The organism is Streptomyces sp. NPDC104381, from assembly GCF_055583745.1.
The window spans coordinates 337338-359608 of the sequence record NZ_JBVJNK010000002.1 but is presented as its reverse complement, the minus strand read 5'-3'; the positions used below and the strand labels follow the sequence as shown (position 1 = coordinate 359608).

Genomic DNA, 22271 nt, shown 5'->3' with positions numbered 1-22271 from the left:
CGGGGCGCTGTCGCCGCCCCGGCTCGGAGAGTGCTCAGTCGACGCAGAACTCGTTGCCCTCGATGTCCAGCATCGGGATGCACGACTCGTTCTCCTCGTCGGCGTACAGCGTCTGCACATGGGTCGCGCCGAGCGCCATCAGCCGCGCGCATTCGGCTTCGAGCGCGGCGAGGCGCTCGTCCCCCACGAGGCCGGTGCCGACCCGGACGTCGAGATGCACCCGGTTCTTGACGACCTTGCCCTCGGGGACGCGCTGGAAGTACAGGCGAGGGCCGACGCCGGTGGGATCACTGCACGCGAACCATGCTCCCCGCTTCTCGGCGGGCAGGGTGCGGTTGTAGTCGTCCCAGGTGGTGAACCCCTCCGGCGGCTCCGGGGGGACATACCCCAGCACTTCGCACCAGAAGCGACCGACGCGCTCCGGATCCGCGCAGTCGAAGGTGACTTGGAACTTCTTGATCGCTGGCATCGGCGCACCGTACCGCGAACCGGGGGACCGTGCCGCTCCTTTTTCCAGGTGGTCCGTTGCCGGCGGACGTACTCCCAGGGCTCAGACCGCGACGGAGAGCAGGTCCACCACGAAGACGAGGGTCGAGCCCGCCGGGATCGACGACGAGGGTGACCGGTTGCCGTAGCCGAGGCGCGGGGGAACGACGATCTCGCGCCGGCCGCCGACCTTCATCCCTCTGATGCCGCGGTCGAAGCCCTTGACGACCTTGCCGCCGCCCACGGCGAACTTGAACGTCCTGTCCCGGTCCCAGGAGGCGTCGAACTCCTTCCCGGACCCGAACGTCACCCCGACGTAGTGCACTTGGACGACCCGGCCCGGTTTCGCCTCCAGCCCGTCCCCGACGACGAGGTCGCGGATCGTCAGTTCGGCGGGGGCGTCACCCTCCGGAAGCTGGACCCCGGGCTTCGTCGGTTCACTCATGTCCGGCCTCATTCGCTCGCTCGTCGGTCCTCGTCGGCCGGACCGCGCCCGGTTGCGGGGTGTTCCGCCCACCGGGCACCGGCAGGAGTGCCAGTGCCGTGTCCGCGACGGCGCGCACCGTCTCCGGGGCCAGGCCGGCCTTGCCGACCGCCTCGATACCGCGGACCACCGTCAGCAGCAGCGCCGCCAGCCGCTCCGGATCCGCGGCGTCGTCGATGTCGCCGTGACGCTGGGCGGCGCTGATCTCCGTACGCAGCAAGGTCATCAGTGCCGTCATGGTCTCGGCCGAGCGTCCGGCGACCGCCGGGTCGTGCTCGGCCAGTTCCGCCGCGCCCTTGGCCAGCAGGCAGCCGCGGCGCCCGGTGTCGGAGGCGGTGTTCTCCGCCATCAGGTGCACGTACTCCGACAGCCGGGCCAGCGCCTCCGCGTCCGGGCCGCCCGACAGCCGCCCTTCGGCCACCTCGACGACCGCCGTGCACCAGTCGCCGAACACGCGGTGGAACAGCTTGCCCTTGTCGCCGAAAGCGCCGTACAGGCTGCCCTTGCCCAGGCCGGTCGCCCGGGCGATGTCGTCCATGCGGGTCCCCGCGTAGCCCGTCGCCCAGAACTGTTCCCGGGCCCGCTCCAGGACGTGGTGCTCGTCGAATGCGCGTGGTCTCGGCATGGCCGCAGCCTACCCATTCTTGACTCGATCGTCCATTACGACCTACGTTGTGGACGATCCATTCCATAACCAAGGGGTTCGACATGCCAGGTGTGCTGCAGCAGAAGGTGGCCGTGATCACCGGAGGGACCAGCGGGATCGGGCTGGCCATCGCCCACCGCTTCGTCCGGGAGGGCGCACGGGTCTTCGTGACCGGCCGGGACGCCGGCCGCCTCGACGCGGCGGTGAAGGAGTTGGGCCCCGCGGCCACCGGTGTACGGTCCGACGCCTCGGTCCTGGCCGACCTGGACGCGCTCTACGAGCGGGTCCGCGAGGAGGCCGGCCGCATCGACGTACTGGTGGCCAACGCGGGCATCGTCGCGGACGCCGCGCTCGGCGCCCACACCGAGGCGAACGTCGACCTGACGCTCGCCGTCAACGTCAAGGGCCCGCTGTTCACCGTCCAGAAGGCTCTTCCGCTGCTGGCCGAGAACGCCTCCGTCGTGGTCGTGGGTTCGAGCAACAGCGTGCGGCCCAACGAGCACCTCGAGGTCTACAGCGCCTCGAAGGCGGCGCTGAGCAACCTCGTGCACAACTGGGCCCGGCAGTCCCGGGAGCGCCGGTTCCGGGTCAACGTGCTCAGCCCGGGGCCCACGCGGACCCCTGGCCTGCTGGGCGCCGCCGGGGCGGACGCCGACCGGTTCGCCGAGGCCGTCGTGCCCCTGGGGCGGCTGGCCGACGCCGGGGAGATCGCCGAGGCCGCCCTCTTCCTGGCCTCGGACGCCTCGTCGTTCGTCACCGGCGCCGAACTCTTCGCCGACGGCGGCTACACCCGCGCCTGAGCGACGGCCGGTGGTGCGCTCATGGCGCCCGCCGAGCGCTCCGGGGCGGCAGGCAGGTGTCGATGACCTCGGCGACCAGGGCGGCGCCGCGGCTGTTCTGGTGGATGTGGTCGGTCGTGAGCAGGAGCCCGCGGCGCCGTGAGATCGTGTCGAGGCTCCGGCGCAGCACGGCGTGCCGGACGAGGACGCCGAGGCCCGCCGCGGGCGTCAGCTCCCGGTACGGGAGGGGCGGCGGCTCCGCTCGGCGCAGTTCCTCGGTCTGGCGTTCGTGGAGCGGGAGATAAGCCGCCTCTTGGGTGGCGGCTACCTCGGCGATCATCCGGCTGTACGTCCGCGACGCCCGCGCCGCCGCTCCGTCGAGTTCCTGGCCGAGGACCGGGAGCGACAGCAGGGCGATCGTCGCGTCGGTCTCCGTCCGCAGCCGTTCGACGACGGCGCCCAGGCACTGCTGGAACCAGCCGGCCGACGGGCGCCGTGGGAGCTGTTTGCGCTTCATGGCCCGCTCGACGGGGTAGCCGGCGAGGCTCGCCCGGGCGTCGTTCGTCCCGATCAAGACGGTGATCAGGTCGGGCGGTTCCGCGACGACGGCGTCGAGGCGCTGCGAGAGGTTGTGGACGAAGTCGCCGTTGACTCCGAAGCGGGCGAGGCGTACGTCGCCGGGCGGGTGGCGCCGTTCGAGGAGGTCCAGGTAGTCGACGCTGAACTGTGCGCGGGTGAGGCTGTCGCCGAGGCACGCGACGCGCGTCGTCACGGCGTTCGCGGGCCGGGCGTGCCGGCGTGCTCGCTCGGGCGGCCGTCGGTCCGGGGGCGGTGGTCGGTGCCGAGGCCGGCGGTGATGGTCAGGATGGACGACGGTCCCGTCAGGTCGACGGCGTGCCATGTCCCGGCCGGGTTGACGGTGGCCTCGCCCGGCCCCAGCACCACGCGGTCGGGCTCCCCGTCCACGTCGCGGGTGACCGTCACCGATCCGCTGAGGCAGACGACGAGTTCGTCGCCGGCGGGGTGGCGCTCCCAGTGGTCGCCGGGGCCGTCGCCGTCGAAGAGCGTCACCATCCGGCCCTCGGCGCCGTCCGCCGCGACCGCGGCGCCGTAGGCCTGGAGCACCTCCGGGTCCCAGGCGAAACCTTCGACGGGTTTCGCTCTCGATCCCAGCCCGAGGTGCACGGGGGTGGTCCGCAGGTCGATGGCGTCGGATGCGTTGTCGAGGAGTCTCATGCCGACGATCGTCACAGGACGGCGGTCGGGTGGTCTTGAAGGAAAGGGAACGGAGGCCGACGCGACGGGCGGAGGGGCCGGCGACTACCCGGTGCCGAGGAGGACTTCGCCGCGACGCCAGACCGTCGGTGACCGGCTGGTGAACTCGCTCCAGTCCCGTACGAGATGGGCCTGATCGGCGTAGCCCGAGACCGTCGCCACCTCGGCCCACGGGAGCGGGGCGCGCGCCGTCGCCAGGTCGTGCGCGTGCTCGAAGCGCAGAACCCGGGCGAAGGTCTTCGGCGACAGCCCCACCTCGCCCCGGAACCGATCGGTGAGATACCGGCGGCTCCAGCCCAGCTCCGCGGCGACCGTGCCGATCTGGACACGGCCCCGCGCGGCGACGAGGCGGCGCCAGGCCTCGGCCACCTCGGGGCGCACCTGGGGCACGCGGTCGCCGCCCCGGCCGACGGCGTACAGAAGTGACTCGTCCAGCGCGGCGAACCGGGCGGCCCATGTCGTCGCCGCTCTCAGCCGGTCGACCAACTCGACGCCGAGCGCTCCGAGAAGCTCGTCGAGGGGGACCAGCCGGTGGGCGAGCGCTGCGGCGGGCACTCCGTAGACGGCCCGGGCGCCGAGCGGTGTCAGTGACACCTGCACGCCCTGCTGGCGTCCGTCGTGGTGGATCGCGACGGCCCGGGACATCGGACCGCCGGCCACGCCGTCGAACCGGGTGACCGGTGACCCGTCGTCGACGCCCGCCGCCATCTCCAGAGGGCCCGACAGGCTGATCACCGTGGTGAGCATGCGGCCGGGCGGACCGCAGTGCACCCCCGCCGGGAACCCGCGGAGGTCGAACCCGGTGTACGAGCCGACGTACCGCCGCAGGGCGGGCGCCGGGCGTGCCTCGATCCTGGTGGCCGTATGGTCTTCCACCCTCGTCAGTGTACGAAGGGGCGGGTCCTCAGGGTGCGTCTCCTCGGTCCAGGTCGGACAGGTCGAGCACGAAGCGGTGGCGGACGTCGTTGCGCCGGAGGCGGTCGAGCGCGGTGTCCACCCGTGAGGACGGGAGCGCTTCGATGTCCGCGGCGATGCCGTTGTCGGCGCAGAACCGGAGCATCTCGGCTGTCGCCCGACGGCCTGTACGGGATCTTGAGGCCGCGAGGGGCGCATGGCAGGCTCATGCCGCATGATCGACGAATTCGCGAAGGACAACCTGCACGGGAGACTGCGGCGCGAACGCGAGGTGCTGCTCTGGAAGCTCGACGGCCTGTCCGAGTACGACGTCCGCCGGCCCCTGACGGCGACCGGGACCAACCTCCTCGGCCTGGTCAAACACGTGGCCACCGTCGGGGCCAGGTACTTCGGCGAGGTCTTCGACCGCCCCTACCCGGAGCCGCTGCTCCGGTGGCGGGACGCCGACGGCAGTGATCTGTGGGTGACCGAGGACGAGACCCGCGATGACATCACCGGGTTCTACCGGCGCGTGTGGGAACACTCGGACGCGACGATCACCGAGCTTCCGCTCGACGCCCCCGGCCACGTGCCGTGGTGGCCCGAGCCCTATACCGACACCAACCTGTTCGCGGTCATGGTCCACGTCCTCGGCGAGTCGGTCCGGCATGCGGGGCACGCCGACATCCTGCGCGAGGGCCTCGACGGCCGGACCGGGCTGCGCGCCGAACACGAGGAGCGGATCGACGAGGAGGCCCGGGCGGCCTACCGCGCGAAGGTCGAGCGGGCCGCCAGGTCGGCCGCACGCGTCTGAGAACTGGCCCGCCCGGTGACGTGTGCCGATCAGGGCCACCCGAGGACCCCGTTGATTCAGGTGCGCGCCTGCCCGAGTCGCTGCGTGCGTGCGCGGCGGAAGTCGAGGTAGGCCAGCAGGACGACGACGACCGGGATCAGGGTGCACATCAGGGCCAGCCGCAGTCCTCCCTCGGTCAGGGCGGCGACCAGGGCGACGATCACCGCACCGGCCGCGAACCCCAGGAGCTGCCGGTAGGAGCGGAAGCTTCCCACGGCGGCCACCCCCGCGCTCGTCTCCTGGGGTTCCTCGTCGTCGAAGGCCGCGCGCACGGGGTGCTCGGCGCCCTCCCTCCTCGCCTGGTTCCAGGCGAGGAGCCAGCGGGCGAGCAGGTAGAGGGCCAGTACGCCGAGGTAGATCCACCACTCGGTCGCGTCGTCGGGTAATGCGCGTGCCTGCGTCATGGCACAGCGCGTACCCCGCCTCCGGACGAGCAGGCGGGTCCCGTGTGCGGTTACTCCTTCACGAACGCCAGGAGGTCGGGGTTGAGGACCTCGGGGTGCGTCGAGAGCATGCCGTGCGGGTAGCCCTCGTAGCTCTTCAGCCTGCCGTTGGGCAGAAGCTTCGCCGAAAGCGGCCCCGCGTCCTCGTAGGGCACGATCTGGTCGTCGGTGCCGTGGGCGACCAGGACCGGCACCTCGATCTTCTTGAGGTCCTCGGTGAAGTCGGTCTCCGAGAAGGCCTTGATGCACTCGTAGTGGGCGTTGGCCGCGCCCCGCATGCCCTGCCTCCACCAGTTGTCGATCAGCCCCTGCGACACCTCGGCGCCGGGGCGGTTGAAGCCGTAGAACGGGCCCGCCGGCACATCGATGTAGAACTGCGCGCGGTTGGCCGCGAGGGAGGCGCGGAACCCGTCGAAGACCTCGATCGGCAGGCCGCCCGGATTCGACGCGGACTTCACCATGACCGGCGGCACCGCGCTGACCAGTACCGCCTTCGCCACCCGCCCGGGCCCGGACCTCGCGACGTAACGGGCGACCTCGCCGCCGCCGGTGGAATGGCCGATGTGCACCGCTCCCCGCAGGTCGAGCGCCTCGGCCAGCGCCCACACGTCGGCGGCGTAGGTGTCCATGTCGTGCCCGTCTGCGCTCTGGCTGGAGCGCCCGTGCCCCCGCCGGTCGTGGGCGATCACGCGGTAGCCGTGGCCGAGGAAGAAGAGCATCTGGCTGTCCCAGTCGTCCCCGCTGAGCGGCCAGCCGTGGTGGAACACGATCGGCTGGGCGTCGCGCGGGCCCCAGTCCTTGTAGTAGATGTCAGTGCCGTCGATGGTGGTGATCGTGCCCATGATCAATCCTTCCGCTGGGATCGCGCTCGTGCGGTGGGACCGCGGTGATACGGGGGAGCGGTGGCGTGCGGGTGTGCGTGTGCTGTTCGTGTGCCTCCCGGGAGGCGGAGTACGCCGTCGTCGAGGAGGACGAGGACCTCGAGCAAACGCTTCAAACGATACCTTCAAGGCTCAAAAGCATCATTTCGTGGCGTGGGTCCACCCCGTTCACCCGCCCGGACCGTCTGACGGTGCCGGGCGTTCCTCCCGGCGGCAGTGTCATCAGCGTTCCGCCCCTCCTCCTCGAAAGAGCGGTCATGACGCAGCCAAGACCCGCACGCATCCGACGCGTTCTCCCCCTCGCCCTGCTCCTCCCCGCGGCGGCGCTGATATCCGCCGGGCCCTCCGCGGCCTCCGAGGGCCCCGGCGGCGGGGAGCCGCACACCAGCGCCAAGCCGACCGTGGTGCTCGTGCACGGCGCCTGGGCGGACGCCTCCGGATGGAGCGAGGTGACCGAGAGCCTCCAGGCCAAGGGGTATCCGGTCGTCGCCACCGCCAATCCGCTGCGCAGCCTGACCGGCGACTCCGCCTACCTCGCCGCCCGGCTGAAGACGATCAAGGGACCGATCGTCCTGGTCGGCCACTCCTACGGCGGCGCCGTCATCACCAACGCGGCCACCGGCAACCCGAACGTCAAGTCCCTCGTCTACATCGCCGCGTTCGCCCCGGACCGGGGTGAGGCCACCCTCCAGTTGGCGGCCAAGTACCCCGGCAGCCGCCTCACGGACGACCCCGCGGCCCCCGTCCCCACCGCGCTCGACGCCGTACCGCTCGGCGGCGGCCCCACCGACGTCGACCTGTACGTCAAGCCCGACAAGTTCAGCGACGTGTTCCTGAGCAACCGGCTCGACGCGAGCCGCGCCAACGTCCTGGCGGCCTCCCAGCGCCCCGCGACAGCGGTGACCGGCGCGGAGAAGTCCGGGACGCCCGCCTGGAAGACGATCCCGTCCTGGTACCTGGTCGCCACGGACGACCGGACCATCGGCACCGAGAACCTGCGGTTCATGGCCGAGCGGGCCGGCTCCACCACGGTCGAGGTGGATGCCCCGCACGCGGTGATGGAGACCAACCCCGGTGACATCACCGACCTGATCCTCCAGGCCGCCCACGACACCCGCCCGGGTCTCGCCGGTACGGGAGCCTCCCCGCGGACCCTGGCGCTCGGCGGCGCCGCCCTGCTCGCTCTCACCGGTGGCACCGTCCTGGTCCTCGGCAGCCGCCGCTCCCGCGCCTGAGCACACGGCGAGTCCGCAGCCGGGCTGGTCGGTGGCCGACGCCGACGGGGCGGTGCGGAACCGGTCCGTCGGGGGAGTGCCCGACGGACCGGCCCGGCACCGCCCCGGCGGGTCGCCGAACGGGCTCCGGGGGGAAGCCCGTTCAGCGCGCCCGGTCGCCTCCGCCGAGCTGCGCGACCCCGGGGACGAGGAGGCACAGCAGGCTGGAGGCCGCCACGAGGACACCGCCGCCGAGCAGCGTGGCGGTGGCGCCGAACGTGGCGACGACCGGGCCGACGAGGGCGTAGCCCAGGGGGAGCAGGGCGTACGCGCTGAGCTGGTCCAGGGCGAAGACCTTGCCCAGGACGTCGCCGGGGAAGGTCCGCTGGAGCGCGCTCGCCCAGTACACGAAGTACAGCTCCACGACGAAGCCGCCCAGCGCGAAGCAGACGACCACCCCCGCGAGCGGGAAGGGCGCCGCCAGCGAGACGGGGACCAGGGCGTACACGGTGAGTATCAGCATGGCCACCGTGCCCGGTGACCTGGGCCGCCAGCGGCCCGCCACCACGATCGCGGGGAGCGCCCCGACGGCCATGGAGGCCAGGACCACGCCGTAGGCGACGTCACCGCCGAAGTGCTCCCGGGAGATCACCGGCAGCAGGGTCAGCGCGGTCGCCGTGCCGGCGAACAGATGCAGGCACACGGTGAACATGACGGCCATCGCCCACGGCCGGCGGCGTACCGCGCGCAGCCCGTGCGCGGCGTCGGCCAGCACCGGCCGCCGCGTTCCCGGCGTACCGGGCGCGTTCTCCGGCACGTTGAGGACGGTCAGCGCGCCCAGCGCGAAGACCGCACCGGCCAGGATCAGCGCCCAGCGGGTCCCGATCAGGGCCACCAGCGAGACGCCGAGCAGGGCGCCCAGCACGGCCGAACTGCGGTGCGCGGCGGCGACCAGGGCGTTGCCCCGCTCCAGCAGCGCGTCGGGCAGCAGCGTGGGGATCAGGGAGCGGGCGGCCGGGCGCGACATCGCCTCGCCCGCGCCCATCAGCATGGTCAGCAGCGGCACCGCGGTGAGCGGCAGCCAGGGCAGCACGGCGGCCGCCGTCAGGATCAGCACGGCGCGGAACAGATCGGCGCCGAAGAGGATGCGCGTACGCTTCAGCCGGTCGGCCAGCACGCCGCCCACCAGCAGACACAGCACGAGGGACACGGCGCGGCCGCCGAGCACCAGACCGACCTCGGCGACACCGCCGCCGGCGTGCAGCACGTACAGGCTCAGCGCCACCGGCAGCAGCTGGTCGCCGACGGCGCCGCTGGCCTGGCCCAGCCAGACCCGCACGAAGCGGGGATGCGCCCGCAGGGTGCCGGCGACGTCCGGGCCGGTCCTCTTCTCGGTGAGGTCGGTGCTCATGCCGCGGTCTCCTCGTCACGGTCGGCCGGGCCCGCGGGGCTGACGAGCCCGATGCCGACCAGGGCCTGGGAGACCTCGGTGGCGTCGTTGACGCCCAGTGCGTCGACCAGCGCGCCGAAGTCCAGCTCGGGGCCGCGCCGCAGGGATTCCAGCGCGGGGGCGACCGCCGCGGGAAGGCGCGCGGCGTGCGAACGGGTCGTCAGCAGCGCGCTGCCGTCGTCCTCCTCCGTCACCCGGAACACGGCGCCGTCACGCAGCCGGTAGGGCCCGCCCGCGCCGGTGCCGGGGAGCACGGGGACGGGTTCCGGGACCACGGACCTGAAGGCGGCCTTGCGTACGGCCCAGAGGACGTCGGCCGTATCGGCGGTCTTCGCGGACGAGGCCAGGCGCTCCGCGGCCTCCAGGAGGAGGCCGCGGGCCAGGTCCCCGTCGTTCTCCAGGTCGTCGAGCGAGACGGTGCCCCGGAGCCAGTCGTCGTCGCCGACGGCCTGGGCCACCAGCTCGGTGAGCAGATCGTGACGGGTGACCGGGGGTATGGCGATGGTCAGATGCATGGACAGGTCCTCCCGGGTGCGCGGCGAGTGGAAGGTCCCTCGCGGGAAATAGAGCGAATCGCCCTCGTTCAGGACCAGTTCGGCCAGCGGCTCGCTCCCGGAGCGCAGCTCGTCCCGGCGGCGGTCCGTCGAGTGGAACCAGGCGTGGCGCGGCAGCGGGTCGGTGAACGGCTGGGTGCGGAGCTCCCAGCTCTTGCTGCCCGCGATCTGCAGGACCAGGACGTCCTCGACGTCGTAGTGGAGGTCGACGCCCTGCGAGTGCGGCGGGGTGATGAAGGCGTTGATCCGTACGGGGTGGCCGAGTTCGGCCGACAGCTCGTGCGCCAGGCGGCGCAGCGGAGGGTGGATGCGCTGGAGCGAACGGATGATGAGCGTGTGCCCCGAGGCGAGCGCCGCGCGCACGGTGTCCGTCGACACGAACGGCGGGCTCCCCGGGCTGTCACCCTCCTCGGTGACGGTGCCCTTGGTGACGGGGGCCTCGACGTTGTCGCGGAGCAGCCGGATCGAGGAGGTGCGCAGCCCGGTGGCGAGCACGTCGTCGAGCGCCTCGGGGGAGAAGAGATCGGCGAAGCCCCCGGGGAGTTCGGCCGCCGTGCTGTGCAGATGCCGACGGCCGAAGATCCGGTCGCGGAAGTCGTCGGGGGAGGTGGAGACGCAGCGTTCCAGGGCCATGGTCCGCTCCCTTCGGGGGCTCGGTCAGATTGCTCGGTTCGGGGCGCCGGTGTGGGCCTCGCCGGACGGTGTGCGGCCGGCGTACGGGTGCCGGGTGGTGCGGTACGGGCGTGAGGGTGCGGGCCTCGCGGTGGGGTGCGGGGTCAGCCGGCGAGGCGCAGGGCGCCGCGCACCAGGAGCTGGCTCAGTGCGCCGCCCGCCACGGCGTGCGGGTCGTCCGGGTCGAAGTCGCCCGCGTGGACCGTCTCCCCGTCGGCGAGGCGTCGAAGGACGGGGCGCGCGGTCGCCGGGAACTGGGCGCGGAAGCGTCCGAAGTCGGCCGCGACCGTGCCGTCCTCCCCGTCGTGCAGCGAGATCGCGCCGGTCGCCGCGTAGCGGGCGCCGGGGGCGGCCAGGGCGTCCAGGCCGTGCAGTACGGCGGCCAGAGGGGCGCCCTCCGCGTCCGCGCTGCCGGGGGCGGCGGGCGCGGGCGTCAGCAGGCCGAGGGCGCGGGTGGCGCGTTCGCGCACCAGGGCGCCGATCTCCTCGGCGGGGGCGAGGCTGTCCAGGTCGCCGTCCGGCGCGGCTTCGCGCAACGCGGCCAGGACGGTGTCGGCGGTGAGCGTGCCCAGGGTGGGGCGCCGGGCGGCGAGGGAGAGATGCAGTGAGTGGCCCCCCGTGGACACCGCGTGGTGCGGTGTCCCGCGCGGTACGTACATCACGTCGCCCGGGCTCAGCAGCGGGGTGAGGGCCACCGGGCCGAGGGCGGACGGGGACAGCACGCCCGGGGTGAGCGGGACCGGGCGCAGCTGCTCGTGCACGGTCCACTGCTTGGTGCCGGAGAGCTGGAGGACGAAGACGTCCTCGTCGTCGATGTGCGGGGAGAGCCCCTTGCGGTCGGGCGGGGTGAGGAAGGCCACCGCGTCCACGGGGCAGGCCAGGGAGGCGGAGAGCCGCTCGCAGAGCGCCCGTACGGACGGCACGAGCAGTTCCACGGCGTCCAGGACGAGCGTGGCGCCGAGGCTGAAGTGGCTGAGCACCTTCTCCGGGACGATCGCGTCGGTCACGGTGCCGTGCCCGATGGCGCGCACCCCGGTGTACTGGCCCTCGGCCACCTGCTGTCCGTCCCGCACGAGACGCACGTGGGGCAGCCGCAGCGCCCGGGTGGTGAGCAGGTCGGAGACACCGGCCAGCGTCAGGAGCCCGGCGAAGGCGTCGGCCGAGGCGGCGCGCCGCAGCAGCGGGGTGCTCGTCCAGTGCTCCCGCAGGAACGTCCCGGGGTCACCCACGAGCCGTGCGAGCTCACCACCGGCGTCAGGGGCGTGCGAATCGGCGGGTACGGGAGTCCGGACGGCCTCCGCGGTCTCGCTCGGTGCCGTGCTCATCAGCGCACCTCCGACGGTGGCGGGAAGGCGAAATCGGTGGGGACCAGGGGACCGGGACGCTCCGGTACGCCCGCCGAGAGCAGGTACACGGCGAACTCCTCGTCGGGGTCGACGCCGAGGAACCGCTCCACCTCGCTGTCGGCGAAGGCGACCGTCTGGAAGGGGCCGAGGCCCAGCGCGGTCGCGGCCAGGGCGAAGGTCTGGCCGTAGTGGCCGGCGTCGTACATCCACAGCCGGTAGGCGCGCGGATGGCGGTACTTCCAGGCCAGCCGGTTGGCGACGGCCGTGGTGAAGACCGTGAACGCGCCTTCGTACGAGGGTTCCTGGTGGTACGTCAGCTCGGCGACCCGCTCGCGCGGCGCGTCCGGGTCGAGCAGTTCCAGGGCGTGGCGGGCGGCCGAGTAGTGGTAGAGGCCCGGCTGGACCCCCTCGACGTCGTAGACGACGACGTACGCCTCGACCTCGTGGCGGCCGCCGGCCGAGGAGCTGACGCGGCACTGCTGGGCGCCGAACGGGCCGCCGTGGATGAAGCGGTGCGGCGCGAAGCTGTGGAAGAGGAGGGTGCCGAGCTGGTCCAGCGAGACGGGGGCGCCGGTGAAGCGGCGGTGGGTACGCCGGGTGGCGAAGACCTCCTCGACCCGCTCGTCCAGGCGCAGCGGCCGGCGGGGCAGCATCACCACGGGCTTGTCGGGGTACTCCTTGAAGATGTCCGGGGAGCCGCCCTCGGTGACGATGTCCTCCACGAGCTCGACGCGGGCGGGGGAGTGCACCAGGTAGTTGGCGTTGCGGGCCTCGTCGTGGAAGCGCTCCGCGACGGCGCCCCAGCGCTCCCACAGCGGGGGGAGCGGCGGAGCACCCTCCTGGGGCACCAGCACACCCAGTTCCGTGAGGGTCCCCACGGCGGTGCGCACACGGTCGCGCTCCTCGGCGGGGAACTGTGCGGCGAGCTCGTCGGTGTCGGCCCCGTCGCCGGCCTTCGACAGGAGGTCGAGCAGATCGGGGGTGACCTCGATCCAGCGGCGGTGTCCGGGAATTCCCATGCGCAGCCCGTCCTGATGCCAGCTGCAGACCAGGTGATCCCTGCGGCGGACCTTCATGGTCGAATCTCCTCGTCTGTTTCCTGGACGTGCTGCGGGGCATTACGGTGGAAGGTGCGCAGTCAAGTGGCGGGGCACGCCCGGCTGCGAGACACAGCCCGTCTCGCAGCCGGAACGTTCATTGCCCGGGCCCCTCGTCAGAAATGCGGGGGCCTTTTCTCTCGGAGGCCCTGGTGATGTGCGAGGGCCTCGCTGTCCTCGATGATGACGATGTCCGTCTCCTTACCTCCCGTCGGAATTCTTCAAGCTGAATTCCGGGAGGCGGATGCCGGACGAGTCGGCCGCGACCCCCGCGGTGCGGGGGCCAGGGCGGCCGGTGCTCTCGTATCAGAGGCTCGGGTGGTGGGCGACGACCTCGCGGTCCTCGATGATGACGATGTCCATCTTCTTACCTCCCCTCGAATTCTTGAATCAACGCGGAGGGTTCTCCGCGTTGATTCAATGACACCACCGCTGTGGCGCCGAGTACATAGTTTTCGGGGGAGGTTCTGCGCGGCATCGGAATTCCTGAAGCCTTATCAGGAATTCCGAATCCTAACTTGCCTTGGCCTTGCGGGAGACGAATGCGAAAGCGAGTACGGCGGCCAGTGCGGACACGCCGGCCACGACCCACAGACCGGTGTGGATACCGACGTTGAACGACGCGGCGACGGCTTCGGTGACCTCGGGTGTGGAACGGCCCGCGCTGTTGCCGCCCTCCCGCGCCACGGCCACCACCTGGGTGGCGACCTGCGGAGGCACGTGTGCCGTGTCCAGCCGGTCCGGCAGCGCGCCGATGAACCGTACGGCGAGCACCGCGCCCAGGATCGCGGTGGCGAGCACCGAGCCGACCTGGCGGAAGGCCGTCACCGCGTTGGACGCCGCGCCCATCTGGGCAGGCTCCGCCACGGCGAACGCCGCCGCCGTCGACGGCGCGACGACCAGACCACTGCCCAGGCCGAGCAGCGCCAGGCCGACGGCCGTGATCCCGTACGAGCTGTCGGGCTGCTGCCCGACCAGGACGACCGCGGCCGCGGCCGTGACCAGGGAGCCCACGGCGAGCAGCCGGCCTGGGCCGACCTTGGTCGCGATCCGCTGCGCCACCAGGGTGGACAGGACGAAGGCGATCATCGCGGGCAGCAGCTTGAGGCCGGTGTCCATGGGCGCGGCGCCCTGGACCCGCTGCAGGAAGAGCACTTCGAGGAAGACGACGCCGACGAAGGTGAAGAGCGCGCTGGCCGCCACCACCAGCGTGGCGGACAGCGGGACCGAGGCCATCATCCGTACGTCGAGCATCGGCACCGGGGCCCGCCGCTCGACGAGGACCAGTGCGGTCAGCGCGACCACGGCGACCACCAGCGTGGTCACCACCACCGGGTCGCCGTACCCCTCACGGCCACCGACGGCGATGCCGTACACCAGCGTCCCGAGGCCGACGATGGACAGGAACTGGCCCGGCAGGTCGAGAGCGCGGTCGGGGACCTTCGTCTCCTTGACCGCGTACAGGGTGACGGCCACGGTCACCACCGCGAGCGGGGCGTTCACCAGATAGACCGCGGGCCAGTCGAACCGGTCCAGCAGCGCGCCGCCGAGCAGCGGGCCCACGGCGAGGCCGACACCCGACATGGAGACCCAGATGGTGATGTAGCGCAGCATGCGCGGCAGGTCGACGAAGAAGGTCGTGGTGATGATGGCGAGCGACGTGGGCAGCACCAGTGCGCCGCCGACGCCGCTGATCGCCCGGCCGACGAGCACCTGCGGGAAGTCGCTCGCGGTCGCGACGACCAGCGAGCCGGCGGCGAGTGCCACCACGCCGACGACGAAGACACGCCGTCGGCCGAAGCGTTCGCCCAGCGCGCCACCGGAGAGCACGCAGGCGGCCACGACCAGGGTGTACGTACTCGACACCCAGCTGAGGTCGGCGGGGGCGACGTGCATGTCGACCTGCAGGGCGCGCAGGGTCGAGATGGCGGCCGTCACCTCGATGAAGGACATGAACAGCCCGAGGCAGGCGGCGGTCAGCACCAGCGCGCCGCGCGGGATCACCGGCTTCGGGGGAGTGTCCGTGGCGGCCTGGCCCGTGACGGCGCTCATCGGCCCGCCTCCTTCTCGGTCAGACGCTTCACCGCGTCGTCCCAGCCGGCGGGCAGCTGGTCGCGGCCGGTGGGGTAGAAGACGAACACCGAACGGGCCATCACCTTGCGGAGGCGGCCGGCGATCCCGGCGTGCGGCTCCGAGCGCGAGAACGTGTCCAGGGCTTCCTGGGAGCTCCACGCCGACAGGGTCCAGAAGGTCTTCTTCAGCGGCTCGGCGCGCAGCGAGGCGCCGATGACGCCGGGCGCGGACCGGACCTGCTTCCAGACCACCAGCGACAGGAGGAAGAAGCGGGGGACCTGGAGCAACGAGGTGACATGGAACTTGGAAGCCATGACCACGGCTTGGCCGGAGTCGGCGGTCGCTTCGTCGGCGGCTGCCCCTGGCATCCAGGGAATGGTGGGCATGGAAGCCCCTCCTCTACTACTACTGCTACGGCGTGACACTGGGCATCGGGGGCAGGGGTACCTGCCTCCTACAAGAGCCCACCCTGACCGCGATCCGGACAGTCGCGGAGGATGAACTTCGGATCGTGTGCGGAGTTGGCTGAATAACAGTCACGAGCGCAGAGACGTTCGAATCCGGACACCAGGTTTTCGGTCCATCGGATAATCCGATGGGTGTTTGGTCATCCCCGATCCGGCGATTGACCCCCACGCGGCGGCCGACCTACTTTTCTGGCCATGCCGGCCCGTCGCCGGCACACCGTTCACACCGCCGCTCCACCCCGCTGTCGCAGCGACGCCGTCACACCGGCCGTCAACGCCGTACGGGGCACACGCGAACTCCCTCCTCAGAGGTCCCACTCCTCTGCGCCCCAGCCGTCGTCGCGTCGCGCGACCGGTTCCACGAGTACCGCTCACGCCGAAGGGCTGCCTGCCATGACCACCCGTGTCGCTGTCGTCGGTGCCGGCATATCCGGACTGTCCGCCGCCCACCACCTGCCGGACGACGTCGAAGTCACCGTGTACGAGAAGGACGACCGGCCCGGAGGCCACGCGCTGACCGTCGAGGTCGAGGAGGAGGACGGCCGGACGATCGGCATCGACACCGCCTTCGTCGTCTTCAACTCCCGTACCTATCCGCAGATCACCGCCTTCTTCGAGGAGATCGGCGCCCCCGCCCTGGACCACACCGGCGGATTCGACTTCTTCGACCTCGACCGTGGCCTCGACTACGGCACGACCGAGTTCGAGCTCACCGAGGAGGAGATAGCCAAGCGCTATCCCGCCGACTTCCTCACCCTGTGGCGTGACGCGGAGCGCTTCCACCGCGAGGCGCCGCGCGACTTCCTGCGCAAGCGCACCGACATGGCGCTCGGTGAGTACCTGCGACGCGGCGGCTACTCCGACGCCTTCAAGTACGGGTACGTCGTGCTGCTCGCCACCGCCGTCTGGTCGGTCCCCGCCGAGCTCATCTGGGAGATGCCCGCCACGACCGTCATCGCCTTCTTCATGTCCCACGACCCCGGGGGCCTCGGCGGCCGCACGGTCAACTGGAAGACGGTGGCCGGCGGCAGCATCGAGTACGTACGCAGGGTCGTCTCCGGCATCCACGGCAAGGTCCGCACCTCCAGCCCGGTCACCCGGGTCCGTGAGGAGGCCGACGGGGTGGTCATCGGCACGGCCGACGGCGAGGAGCGCTACGACTACGCGGTCCTGGCCTCGCACGCGGACCAGACACTCGCGATGCTCGAACAGCCCACCGCGCTCCAGGCCGACATCCTCGGCAAGGTCCGCTACAGCTCCACCAGCGCCGTCCTGCACACCGACCCGGCCGCCATGCCGCCCAACCGGGAGCGCTGGCAGAGCTGGAACTACGGCCTCAAGACCGTCGACGGGCGCACCCGCACCTGGGTCGCGTACTACATGAACTCGCTCCAGGGCTTCACCGCGGCCAAGGACTACTTCGTCACGCTCGACTCGCCGATCGTCCCCAAGGACGAACTCGTCATCCGCGAGCTGCCGTTCACCCACCCGATCATCGACCTGGACGTGCGCACCATGCAGCGCACCATCTACTCCGTCAACGAGACCGGGCGCGTCAAGCTCGCCGGTTCGTACTTCCACTCCCCGAAGATCGGCCACGACCTGATCGGGTCCCACGAGGCCGGCTTCGTCTCGGGGCTCAAGGCCGCCGAGTCCATCGCCCGTGATCTCCGCCCCACCGCCGTCAAGAAGTGAATCGAGGGAATCCCATGCAGACCGTCACCGCATCGGAAGCACAGGCCTGGCTGGTAGAGAAGCTGGCCGTCCGCCTGGAGGTCGAGGCCTCCGAGATCGACGTCGACCGTTACTTCGACGAGTTCGACCTCGACTCCACCGAGGCCCTCATCCTCGCCGGCGAGCTGGAGAAGTGGCTCGGCTTCGAGCTGGAGGCCACCGCGCTCTGGTACCACCCGACCGTCGCCGCGCTCTCCGAGCACATCGCCGAGGAGAGCGCCAACCATGTCGCCGCGGCCTGACCCGTCCACGCCCCGCCCCGTCCTGCGCACCCTGCGGGACGCGGGCGGGGAGACCGCCCACCGGATCTGCGCCGTCCACCCGGGCGCACTCGCGGCCGGTGAGTGGGAGGCGCTCGCCGCGCGGCTGCCCGAGGACACCGCCCTGCACCTGCTCGACCTGGGCAACGTCCCCGAGTTCCTCGCCGCGGCCCTCGACCCGCGCGCACCCGTCGTGCCCGTCGAGGCGCTGGCGGACCGCTGTCTGACCGAACTCGCGGCGGCGGGGCTCGACTCCGCGCCGTTCTCGCTCGTCGGCTGGTCCTTCGGCGGCGTCGTCGCCTACCAGATCGCCACCCGGCTCCACGCGGCCGGACGCGGCGGCGTCCTGCGGGACCTCGTCCTGCTCGACAGCATCGCCCCCGTACCGGCCTTCAAGCGCACCGACGAACTGCTCGACGCCTCGATGCTCCTCGACTGGTTCGCGATGTACCTGGGAGCCAAACGGCGCAGGCCCCTCACCGTGAGCGTCCCGTCCCTCGCCGCACCGGAGGACGGGCTGCCCCAGGTGCTCGACGCCGCCGTCGCCCAGGGGCTCCTGCCGCAGGGCACCGAGCTCGCCGGCCTGCGCAAGCTGTACGCCGCCTACCAGGGCGGACTGTCCCGTAACAACCGCTGCACCGCCCCGTACGAGCCGGGCCCGATCGACCGCCCCCTCACCCTCGTCAAGCCGGAACGCTCCCTGCTGCCCGCCAGCGGGGACCTCGGCTGGAGCGGTCTCAGCGCACATCCCGTACGACAGGTGGGCGTCCCGGGCGACCACTACACCATGCTCCGGGACCCCGAGGCCGTGAGTGCGATCGCCGGACTGCTGGCCGGCTCCGCCGTCGTCTGAACCACCCCATGGACCCGCGCCCCGCCCACCCGCCGCACTTGAACGAGAGGACCGTCGTGCACCACTCACGTCTGGCCGAGACACCCATCGCCATCGTCGGGTTGGCCGGCCTGTTCCCCCAGTCGCGCAACGTGCGCGAGTTCTGGCACAACATCGTCGACGGCAACGACTGCATCGAGGACGTCCCGGACACCCACTGGAACCTCGACGACTACTACGATCCCGACCCCGCCGCCGAGGACAAGACCTACGCCCGGCGCGGCGGGTTCCTGCCCGAGATCGCCTTCAACCCCATGGAGTTCGGCCTGCCGCCGAACACCCTGGAGGTCACCGACATCCTCCAGCTCCTCTCGCTGACCGTCGCCCGCGACGTCCTGCGCGACGCGGGCACCGAGAATTCGGGCTGGTACGACCCGACCCGCACCGGCGTCATCCTCGGCGTCACCGGCGCCAACTCGCTGACCCAGCCGCTCTCCGCGCGGCTCCAGACGCCGGTCCTGAAGGAGGTCGTCCGCAGCGTCGGCCTGAGCGAGGCCCAGGCCGAGGAGGTCGCCGAACGCTTCAAGAAGGCGTACATCCCGTGGGAGGAGAACTCCTTCCCCGGCATGCTCGGCAACGTCGTCGCCGGACGCATCGCCAACCGCTTCGACCTCGGCGGCACCAACTGCACCGTGGACGCGGCCTGCGCCAGCGCACTCGCCGCCGTCAAGCTCGCCGTCAGCGAGCTCGTCGAGGGCCGCTCCGACCTGATGATCACCGGCGGCTGCGACGCCGAGAACACGATCCTCATGTACATGTGCTTCAGCAAGACCCCGGCGTTCTCCAAGAGCCAGATCATCCGGCCCTTCGACGAGTCCGCCGACGGCACGCTGATCGGCGAGGGCATCGGCATGCTCGCCCTCAAGCGGCTCGCCGACGCCGAGCGCGACGGCGACCGGATCTACTCCGTCCTGCGCGGCATCGGCACGTCGAGCGACGGCCGCTTCAAGAGCATCTACGCCCCGCGCGCCCAGGGCCAGCAGCTCGCCCTGCGCCGTGCCTACGAGGACGCCGACGTCCCCGCCGGCTCCATCGAGCTCTTCGAGGCGCACGGCACCGGCACCGCCGTCGGCGACCACACCGAGCTCTCCGCGCTCGGCTCCTTCGTGGCCGAGGGCCAGGACGCCCGCGGTTACGCCGCGATCGGCAGCGTCAAGTCCCAGATCGGGCACACCAAGGCGGCGGCCGGCGCGGCCGGGCTCATCAAGCTTTCGCTCGCCCTGCACCAGAAGGTCCTGCCGCCGACCATCAACGTCGAGCAGCCCAGCGCCGCCGTCGACCCCGCCGAGACCCCGTTCTACGTCAACTCCCAGGCCCGTCCGTGGATCGCCGACCCGAGCCGCGACAAGCGCCGGGCCGCCGTCTCCTCGTTCGGCTTCGGAGGCACCAACTTCCACATGGTCCTGGAGGAGCACGACACCACCGGCGGAAAGGTGCTCGGCCCCGTCGCCCGCACCGGCCTGTGGCACGCCGCCGACCCGGAGGCGCTCATCCGCCGCCTGGAGCAGGGCGCGGCACCCGACCCGCTGGGCTGGGTCCCCGCGGGCGACGCGCGCATCGGCATCGTGGCCCGCTCCGACGAGGAGTTCGAGGCCCTGCGCACCACCGCCGTCGAGCTGCTGCGCGCCAAGGCGGGCGCGGACGCCTGGCAGCACCCCAAGGGCATCACGTACCGCCGCTCCGGCGTCCCGGCCGGCACGAAGGCCGCCGCGGTCTTCGCCGGCCAGGGCAGCCAGTACGTCGGCATGGGCCGCGAGGCCGCACTCGCCGTCCCGCCGGTCCTCGCCGCGTACGACAGGGCCAACCGGCTGACCGCGGGGGCCGAGACCCTCGGCCGCGTCGTGTTCCCGCCGCCCGCCTTCGACGACGCCACGCGCAAGGCGCAGGAGGAATCGCTGCGGCGCACCGAGTTCGCCCAGCCCGCGATCGGCGCCCTGTCCGCAGGGCAGTTCGCCTGGTTCAGGGAGCTCGGCTTCGCCCCCGACGGCGTCATCGGGCACTCCTTCGGCGAGCTGACCGCCCTGTGGGCGGCCGGAGTCCTCGACGACGACGGATTCGCCGAGCTGGCCCGGGCCCGCGGACTCGCGATGGCCCCGCCCGTCGACGCCTCCCACACCCACGACTCCGGCGCCATGGCCGCCGTACGCGGTGAGCTGAGCGCGGTCGAGGCACTCGTCGCCGGCTACCGGGACGTGTCGGTCTGCAACATCAACGCCCCCGGCCAGATCGTGGTCGGCGGCCCGACCGCCGAGATCGACCGCCTGGTCGCCGACTCGGCGAGCGGCAAGGTCCCCGCGAAGCGGCTCCCCGTCTCCGCGGCCTTCCACACCCGGTTCGTCGCCCACGCGGCCGACGCGTTCCGCGAGGCGGTCGAGGGCGTCGCCCTGAACTCCCCGCGCATACCCGTCTACGCGAACACCCCCGGCGCCTCCTACGGCACCGACCAGGCCGAGAGCCGCCGCACCCTGGTCGACCAGCTGCTGCGTCCGGTCGCCTTCGCCGACCGCATCGAGGAGATGTACGCCGACGGCTTCCGGGTCTTCGTGGAGTTCGGCCCCAAGCGGGTCCTCTCCGACCTGGTGGACCGCGTGCTCGAAGGCCGCGAGGGCGTACGCACCGTCGCGGTCGACGGCGGCCCCGCCAAGGACGGCGAGATCGCCCTCAAGCGCGCCGTCATCGAACTGGCGGTCCTGGGCCTCCCGGTCACGGGCATCGACGACCACAGCGCCGAGGTGCCCGAGGTACGTCCGGGCAAGGGCATGGCGATTCCGCTGCGCGGCATCAACTACGTGACGGACGCCCGCCGTTCGGCGTACCGCGACGCGCTTGCCGAGCCGGCGCGTGAGGCGCTGCCGGCGGCGCTGCCCGAGCCGGTTTCCGAGTCGGTCCCCCGGCCGGTTCCCGAGTCGCCGGCACCGTCGACGGAGGACAGCGCGGAGAGCCTGAGCGCGGTGGCCAAGGAAGGGCTGGACCTCCAGGCCGAGATCCTCGACGCGCACGTCGAGACGATCCGCGAGGCCGTCCAGACCCTCGAACAGTCGGTCCGCTCCGGCACCCACCCCGACGCCGACGCGGCACTGCGGCTCATCGAGCAGCACGGTGCGTCGATCACGACGGCACACGAGCGCGCGACGCGACTCCTGATCGACGCCCTGAAGGGCGAGGAGACGCCGACGGCCGCCCCGGCTGCGATTGCTGCGCCTGTCGAGGCTGTTGAGCTTGTTGAGCGTGTCGAGCCTGCTGAGCCGGTTGCCGTCGCTCCGGTGGACGCCCCGGCCGCCACTCCGGTGGTCACCTCGGAGCCTGTGGTCTCTGCTCCGTCCGGCGAGGTGAATGCCGCTGTGCTCGGGGCGTTGCTCGAGGTCGTGGCGGAGAAGACCGGTTACCCGGTGGAGATGCTTGAGCCGGGCATGGATGTCGAGGCTGATCTCGGGATCGACTCGATCAAGCGGGTCCAGATCATGGGCGCGCTCCAGGAGCGCTTCCCGGTCTCCGGTGAGGTGGATCCGGAGCAGATGGGTGAGTTGCGGACGCTGGATGACATCGCCGGCTTCCTGGCCTCTGCTTCCGGTGCGACCGCGTCCCCGGCCGATCCTGCCCCAGTTGCTCCCGCCGCTCCGGTGGCCCCGGGGCCTGTGGTCGCTGCTCCTTCTGGCGAGGTGAACGCTGCTGTTCTCGGGGCGTTGCTCGAGGTCGTGGCGGAGAAGACCGGTTACCCGGTGGAGATGCTTGAGCCGGGCATGGATGTCGAGGCTGATCTCGGGATCGACT

21 protein-coding genes and 1 pseudogene are annotated in these 22271 nt (G+C 71.9%); 7 read left to right on the top strand and 15 right to left on the bottom strand.

Annotation, left to right across the window (positions count from 1 at the left end):
* Positions 1 to 34: 34 nt before the first annotated feature.
* The 3 genes from ACZ607_RS06590 to ACZ607_RS06580 form a co-directional block, all read right to left on the bottom strand.
* The gene (locus ACZ607_RS06590; protein WP_469732398.1) at positions 35 to 469 is read right to left on the bottom strand and encodes a VOC family protein; all 435 of its coding nucleotides are present in this window, start codon (positions 467 to 469) and stop codon (positions 35 to 37) included.
* 81 nt (positions 470 to 550) lie between these two features.
* Positions 551 to 931 carry an FKBP-type peptidyl-prolyl cis-trans isomerase gene (locus ACZ607_RS06585; RefSeq protein WP_469732396.1) on the bottom strand — a complete coding sequence of 127 codons (381 nt, stop codon included), beginning with the start codon at positions 929 to 931 and terminating at the stop codon, positions 551 to 553.
* A complete protein-coding gene (locus tag ACZ607_RS06580; protein ID WP_469732394.1) occupies positions 924 to 1595 on the bottom strand; it encodes a TetR/AcrR family transcriptional regulator in 672 nt (223 codons plus the stop codon). Before ACZ607_RS06580 ends, ACZ607_RS06585 begins: the two co-directional genes overlap by 8 nt.
* Positions 1596 to 1678: 83 nt before the next feature.
* On the opposite strand from ACZ607_RS06580, the gene ACZ607_RS06575 reads away from it, so the two are divergent.
* Entirely contained in the window at positions 1679 to 2416 is a 738-nt protein-coding gene (locus ACZ607_RS06575; RefSeq protein ID WP_469732392.1) for an SDR family NAD(P)-dependent oxidoreductase, read from the top strand.
* A gap of 19 nt (positions 2417 to 2435) precedes the next feature.
* Here ACZ607_RS06575 and ACZ607_RS06570 read toward each other — a convergent pair whose 3' ends face one another.
* The 4 genes and pseudogenes from ACZ607_RS06570 to ACZ607_RS06555 form a co-directional block, all read right to left on the bottom strand.
* A complete protein-coding gene (locus ACZ607_RS06570; RefSeq protein WP_469732390.1) occupies positions 2436 to 3167 on the bottom strand; it encodes an SGNH/GDSL hydrolase family protein in 732 nt (243 codons plus the stop codon).
* Positions 3164 to 3631, bottom strand: coding sequence for a cupin domain-containing protein (locus tag ACZ607_RS06565; protein ID WP_469732388.1), 468 nt, complete (start codon positions 3629 to 3631; stop codon positions 3164 to 3166). The genes ACZ607_RS06570 and ACZ607_RS06565 overlap by 4 nt, the downstream gene beginning before the upstream one ends.
* An 84-nt stretch (positions 3632 to 3715) precedes the next feature.
* On the bottom strand, positions 3716 to 4546 hold the full coding sequence (locus ACZ607_RS06560) for an AraC family transcriptional regulator (protein ID WP_469732386.1): 831 nt from the start codon (positions 4544 to 4546) through the stop codon (positions 3716 to 3718).
* A gap of 28 nt (positions 4547 to 4574) precedes the next feature.
* Positions 4575 to 4751: pseudogene (locus ACZ607_RS06555) on the bottom strand (NAD(P)-dependent alcohol dehydrogenase); the annotation flags it as partial.
* 48 nt (positions 4752 to 4799) lie between these two features.
* Between ACZ607_RS06555 and ACZ607_RS06550 the strand changes: the two are divergent.
* Entirely contained in the window at positions 4800 to 5378 is a 579-nt protein-coding gene (locus tag ACZ607_RS06550) for a DinB family protein (RefSeq protein ID WP_469732384.1), read from the top strand.
* A 56-nt stretch (positions 5379 to 5434) separates the two neighbouring features.
* Here the strand turns inward: ACZ607_RS06550 and ACZ607_RS06545 are convergent, their stop codons facing one another.
* Complete coding sequence (locus tag ACZ607_RS06545; protein ID WP_469732382.1) at positions 5435 to 5821, bottom strand: hypothetical protein; 387 nt, start codon at positions 5819 to 5821, stop codon at positions 5435 to 5437.
* Positions 5822 to 5871: 50 nt separating this feature from the next.
* A complete protein-coding gene (locus tag ACZ607_RS06540) occupies positions 5872 to 6702 on the bottom strand; it encodes an alpha/beta fold hydrolase (protein WP_469732380.1) in 831 nt (276 codons plus the stop codon).
* A 296-nt stretch (positions 6703 to 6998) separates the two neighbouring features.
* Between ACZ607_RS06540 and ACZ607_RS06535 the strand changes: the two genes are divergently transcribed.
* Positions 6999 to 7976, top strand: a complete 978-nt coding sequence (locus tag ACZ607_RS06535; protein ID WP_469732378.1) for an alpha/beta fold hydrolase — start codon at positions 6999 to 7001, stop codon at positions 7974 to 7976.
* 142 nt (positions 7977 to 8118) lie between these two features.
* Here ACZ607_RS06535 and ACZ607_RS06530 read toward each other — a convergent pair whose 3' ends face one another.
* From ACZ607_RS06530 to ACZ607_RS06505, 6 genes are all read right to left on the bottom strand, one after another.
* Positions 8119 to 9366, bottom strand: a complete 1248-nt coding sequence (locus ACZ607_RS06530; RefSeq protein WP_469732377.1) for an MFS transporter — start codon at positions 9364 to 9366, stop codon at positions 8119 to 8121.
* On the bottom strand, positions 9363 to 10592 hold the full coding sequence (locus ACZ607_RS06525; protein ID WP_469732375.1) for a JmjC domain-containing protein: 1230 nt from the start codon (positions 10590 to 10592) through the stop codon (positions 9363 to 9365). The genes ACZ607_RS06530 and ACZ607_RS06525 overlap by 4 nt, the downstream gene beginning before the upstream one ends.
* 143 nt (positions 10593 to 10735) lie before the next feature.
* Positions 10736 to 11956, bottom strand: a complete 1221-nt coding sequence (locus tag ACZ607_RS06520; RefSeq protein WP_469732373.1) for a cupin domain-containing protein — start codon at positions 11954 to 11956, stop codon at positions 10736 to 10738.
* Positions 11956 to 13053, bottom strand: coding sequence for a SagB/ThcOx family dehydrogenase (locus ACZ607_RS06515; RefSeq protein ID WP_469732371.1), 1098 nt, complete (start codon positions 13051 to 13053; stop codon positions 11956 to 11958). The genes ACZ607_RS06520 and ACZ607_RS06515 overlap by 1 nt, the downstream gene beginning before the upstream one ends.
* Before the next feature lie 534 nt (positions 13054 to 13587).
* Complete coding sequence (locus ACZ607_RS06510) at positions 13588 to 15126, bottom strand: MFS transporter (RefSeq protein WP_469732369.1); 1539 nt, start codon at positions 15124 to 15126, stop codon at positions 13588 to 13590.
* On the bottom strand, positions 15123 to 15533 hold the full coding sequence (locus tag ACZ607_RS06505; protein WP_469732367.1) for a DUF3291 domain-containing protein: 411 nt from the start codon (positions 15531 to 15533) through the stop codon (positions 15123 to 15125). Before ACZ607_RS06505 ends, ACZ607_RS06510 begins: the two co-directional genes overlap by 4 nt.
* Before the next feature lie 474 nt (positions 15534 to 16007).
* Between ACZ607_RS06505 and ACZ607_RS06500 the strand changes: the two genes are divergently transcribed.
* From ACZ607_RS06500 to ACZ607_RS06485, 4 genes are all read left to right on the top strand, one after another.
* Positions 16008 to 17309 carry an NAD(P)/FAD-dependent oxidoreductase gene (locus tag ACZ607_RS06500; RefSeq protein ID WP_469732365.1) on the top strand — a complete coding sequence of 434 codons (1302 nt, stop codon included), beginning with the start codon at positions 16008 to 16010 and terminating at the stop codon, positions 17307 to 17309.
* A 14-nt stretch (positions 17310 to 17323) separates the two neighbouring features.
* Complete coding sequence (locus ACZ607_RS06495) at positions 17324 to 17590, top strand: acyl carrier protein (RefSeq protein ID WP_099175149.1); 267 nt, start codon at positions 17324 to 17326, stop codon at positions 17588 to 17590.
* A complete protein-coding gene (locus ACZ607_RS06490; RefSeq protein WP_469732363.1) occupies positions 17574 to 18461 on the top strand; it encodes a thioesterase domain-containing protein in 888 nt (295 codons plus the stop codon). The genes ACZ607_RS06495 and ACZ607_RS06490 overlap by 17 nt, the downstream gene beginning before the upstream one ends.
* A 56-nt stretch (positions 18462 to 18517) precedes the next feature.
* Positions 18518 to 22271: beta-ketoacyl synthase N-terminal-like domain-containing protein (locus tag ACZ607_RS06485; RefSeq protein WP_469732361.1), on the top strand; the 3754-nt coding region annotated here is incomplete at its 3' end.

What these genes read in the sequence shown, in the direction of transcription:
- ACZ607_RS06590 (WP_469732398.1), bottom strand. Translation starts at nt 469, where the DNA reads ATGCCAGCGATCAAGAAGTTCCAAGTCACCTTCGACTGCGCGGATCCG.
- ACZ607_RS06585 (WP_469732396.1), bottom strand. Translation starts at nt 931, where the DNA reads ATGAGTGAACCGACGAAGCCCGGGGTCCAGCTTCCGGAGGGTGACGCC.
- ACZ607_RS06580 (WP_469732394.1), bottom strand. Translation starts at nt 1,595, where the DNA reads ATGCCGAGACCACGCGCATTCGACGAGCACCACGTCCTGGAGCGGGCC.
- ACZ607_RS06575 (WP_469732392.1), top strand. Translation starts at nt 1,679, where the DNA reads ATGCCAGGTGTGCTGCAGCAGAAGGTGGCCGTGATCACCGGAGGGACC.
- ACZ607_RS06565 (WP_469732388.1), bottom strand. Translation starts at nt 3,631, where the DNA reads ATGAGACTCCTCGACAACGCATCCGACGCCATCGACCTGCGGACCACC.
- ACZ607_RS06550 (WP_469732384.1), top strand. Translation starts at nt 4,800, where the DNA reads ATGATCGACGAATTCGCGAAGGACAACCTGCACGGGAGACTGCGGCGC.
- ACZ607_RS06545 (WP_469732382.1), bottom strand. Translation starts at nt 5,821, where the DNA reads ATGACGCAGGCACGCGCATTACCCGACGACGCGACCGAGTGGTGGATC.
- ACZ607_RS06540 (WP_469732380.1), bottom strand. Translation starts at nt 6,702, where the DNA reads ATGGGCACGATCACCACCATCGACGGCACTGACATCTACTACAAGGAC.
- ACZ607_RS06535 (WP_469732378.1), top strand. Translation starts at nt 6,999, where the DNA reads ATGACGCAGCCAAGACCCGCACGCATCCGACGCGTTCTCCCCCTCGCC.
- ACZ607_RS06530 (WP_469732377.1), bottom strand. Translation starts at nt 9,366, where the DNA reads ATGAGCACCGACCTCACCGAGAAGAGGACCGGCCCGGACGTCGCCGGC.
- ACZ607_RS06525 (WP_469732375.1), bottom strand. Translation starts at nt 10,592, where the DNA reads ATGGCCCTGGAACGCTGCGTCTCCACCTCCCCCGACGACTTCCGCGAC.
- ACZ607_RS06520 (WP_469732373.1), bottom strand. Translation starts at nt 11,956, where the DNA reads ATGAGCACGGCACCGAGCGAGACCGCGGAGGCCGTCCGGACTCCCGTA.
- ACZ607_RS06515 (WP_469732371.1), bottom strand. Translation starts at nt 13,053, where the DNA reads ATGAAGGTCCGCCGCAGGGATCACCTGGTCTGCAGCTGGCATCAGGAC.
- ACZ607_RS06510 (WP_469732369.1), bottom strand. Translation starts at nt 15,126, where the DNA reads ATGAGCGCCGTCACGGGCCAGGCCGCCACGGACACTCCCCCGAAGCCG.
- ACZ607_RS06505 (WP_469732367.1), bottom strand. Translation starts at nt 15,533, where the DNA reads ATGCCCACCATTCCCTGGATGCCAGGGGCAGCCGCCGACGAAGCGACC.
- ACZ607_RS06500 (WP_469732365.1), top strand. Translation starts at nt 16,008, where the DNA reads ATGACCACCCGTGTCGCTGTCGTCGGTGCCGGCATATCCGGACTGTCC.
- ACZ607_RS06495 (WP_099175149.1), top strand. Translation starts at nt 17,324, where the DNA reads ATGCAGACCGTCACCGCATCGGAAGCACAGGCCTGGCTGGTAGAGAAG.
- ACZ607_RS06490 (WP_469732363.1), top strand. Translation starts at nt 17,574, where the DNA reads ATGTCGCCGCGGCCTGACCCGTCCACGCCCCGCCCCGTCCTGCGCACC.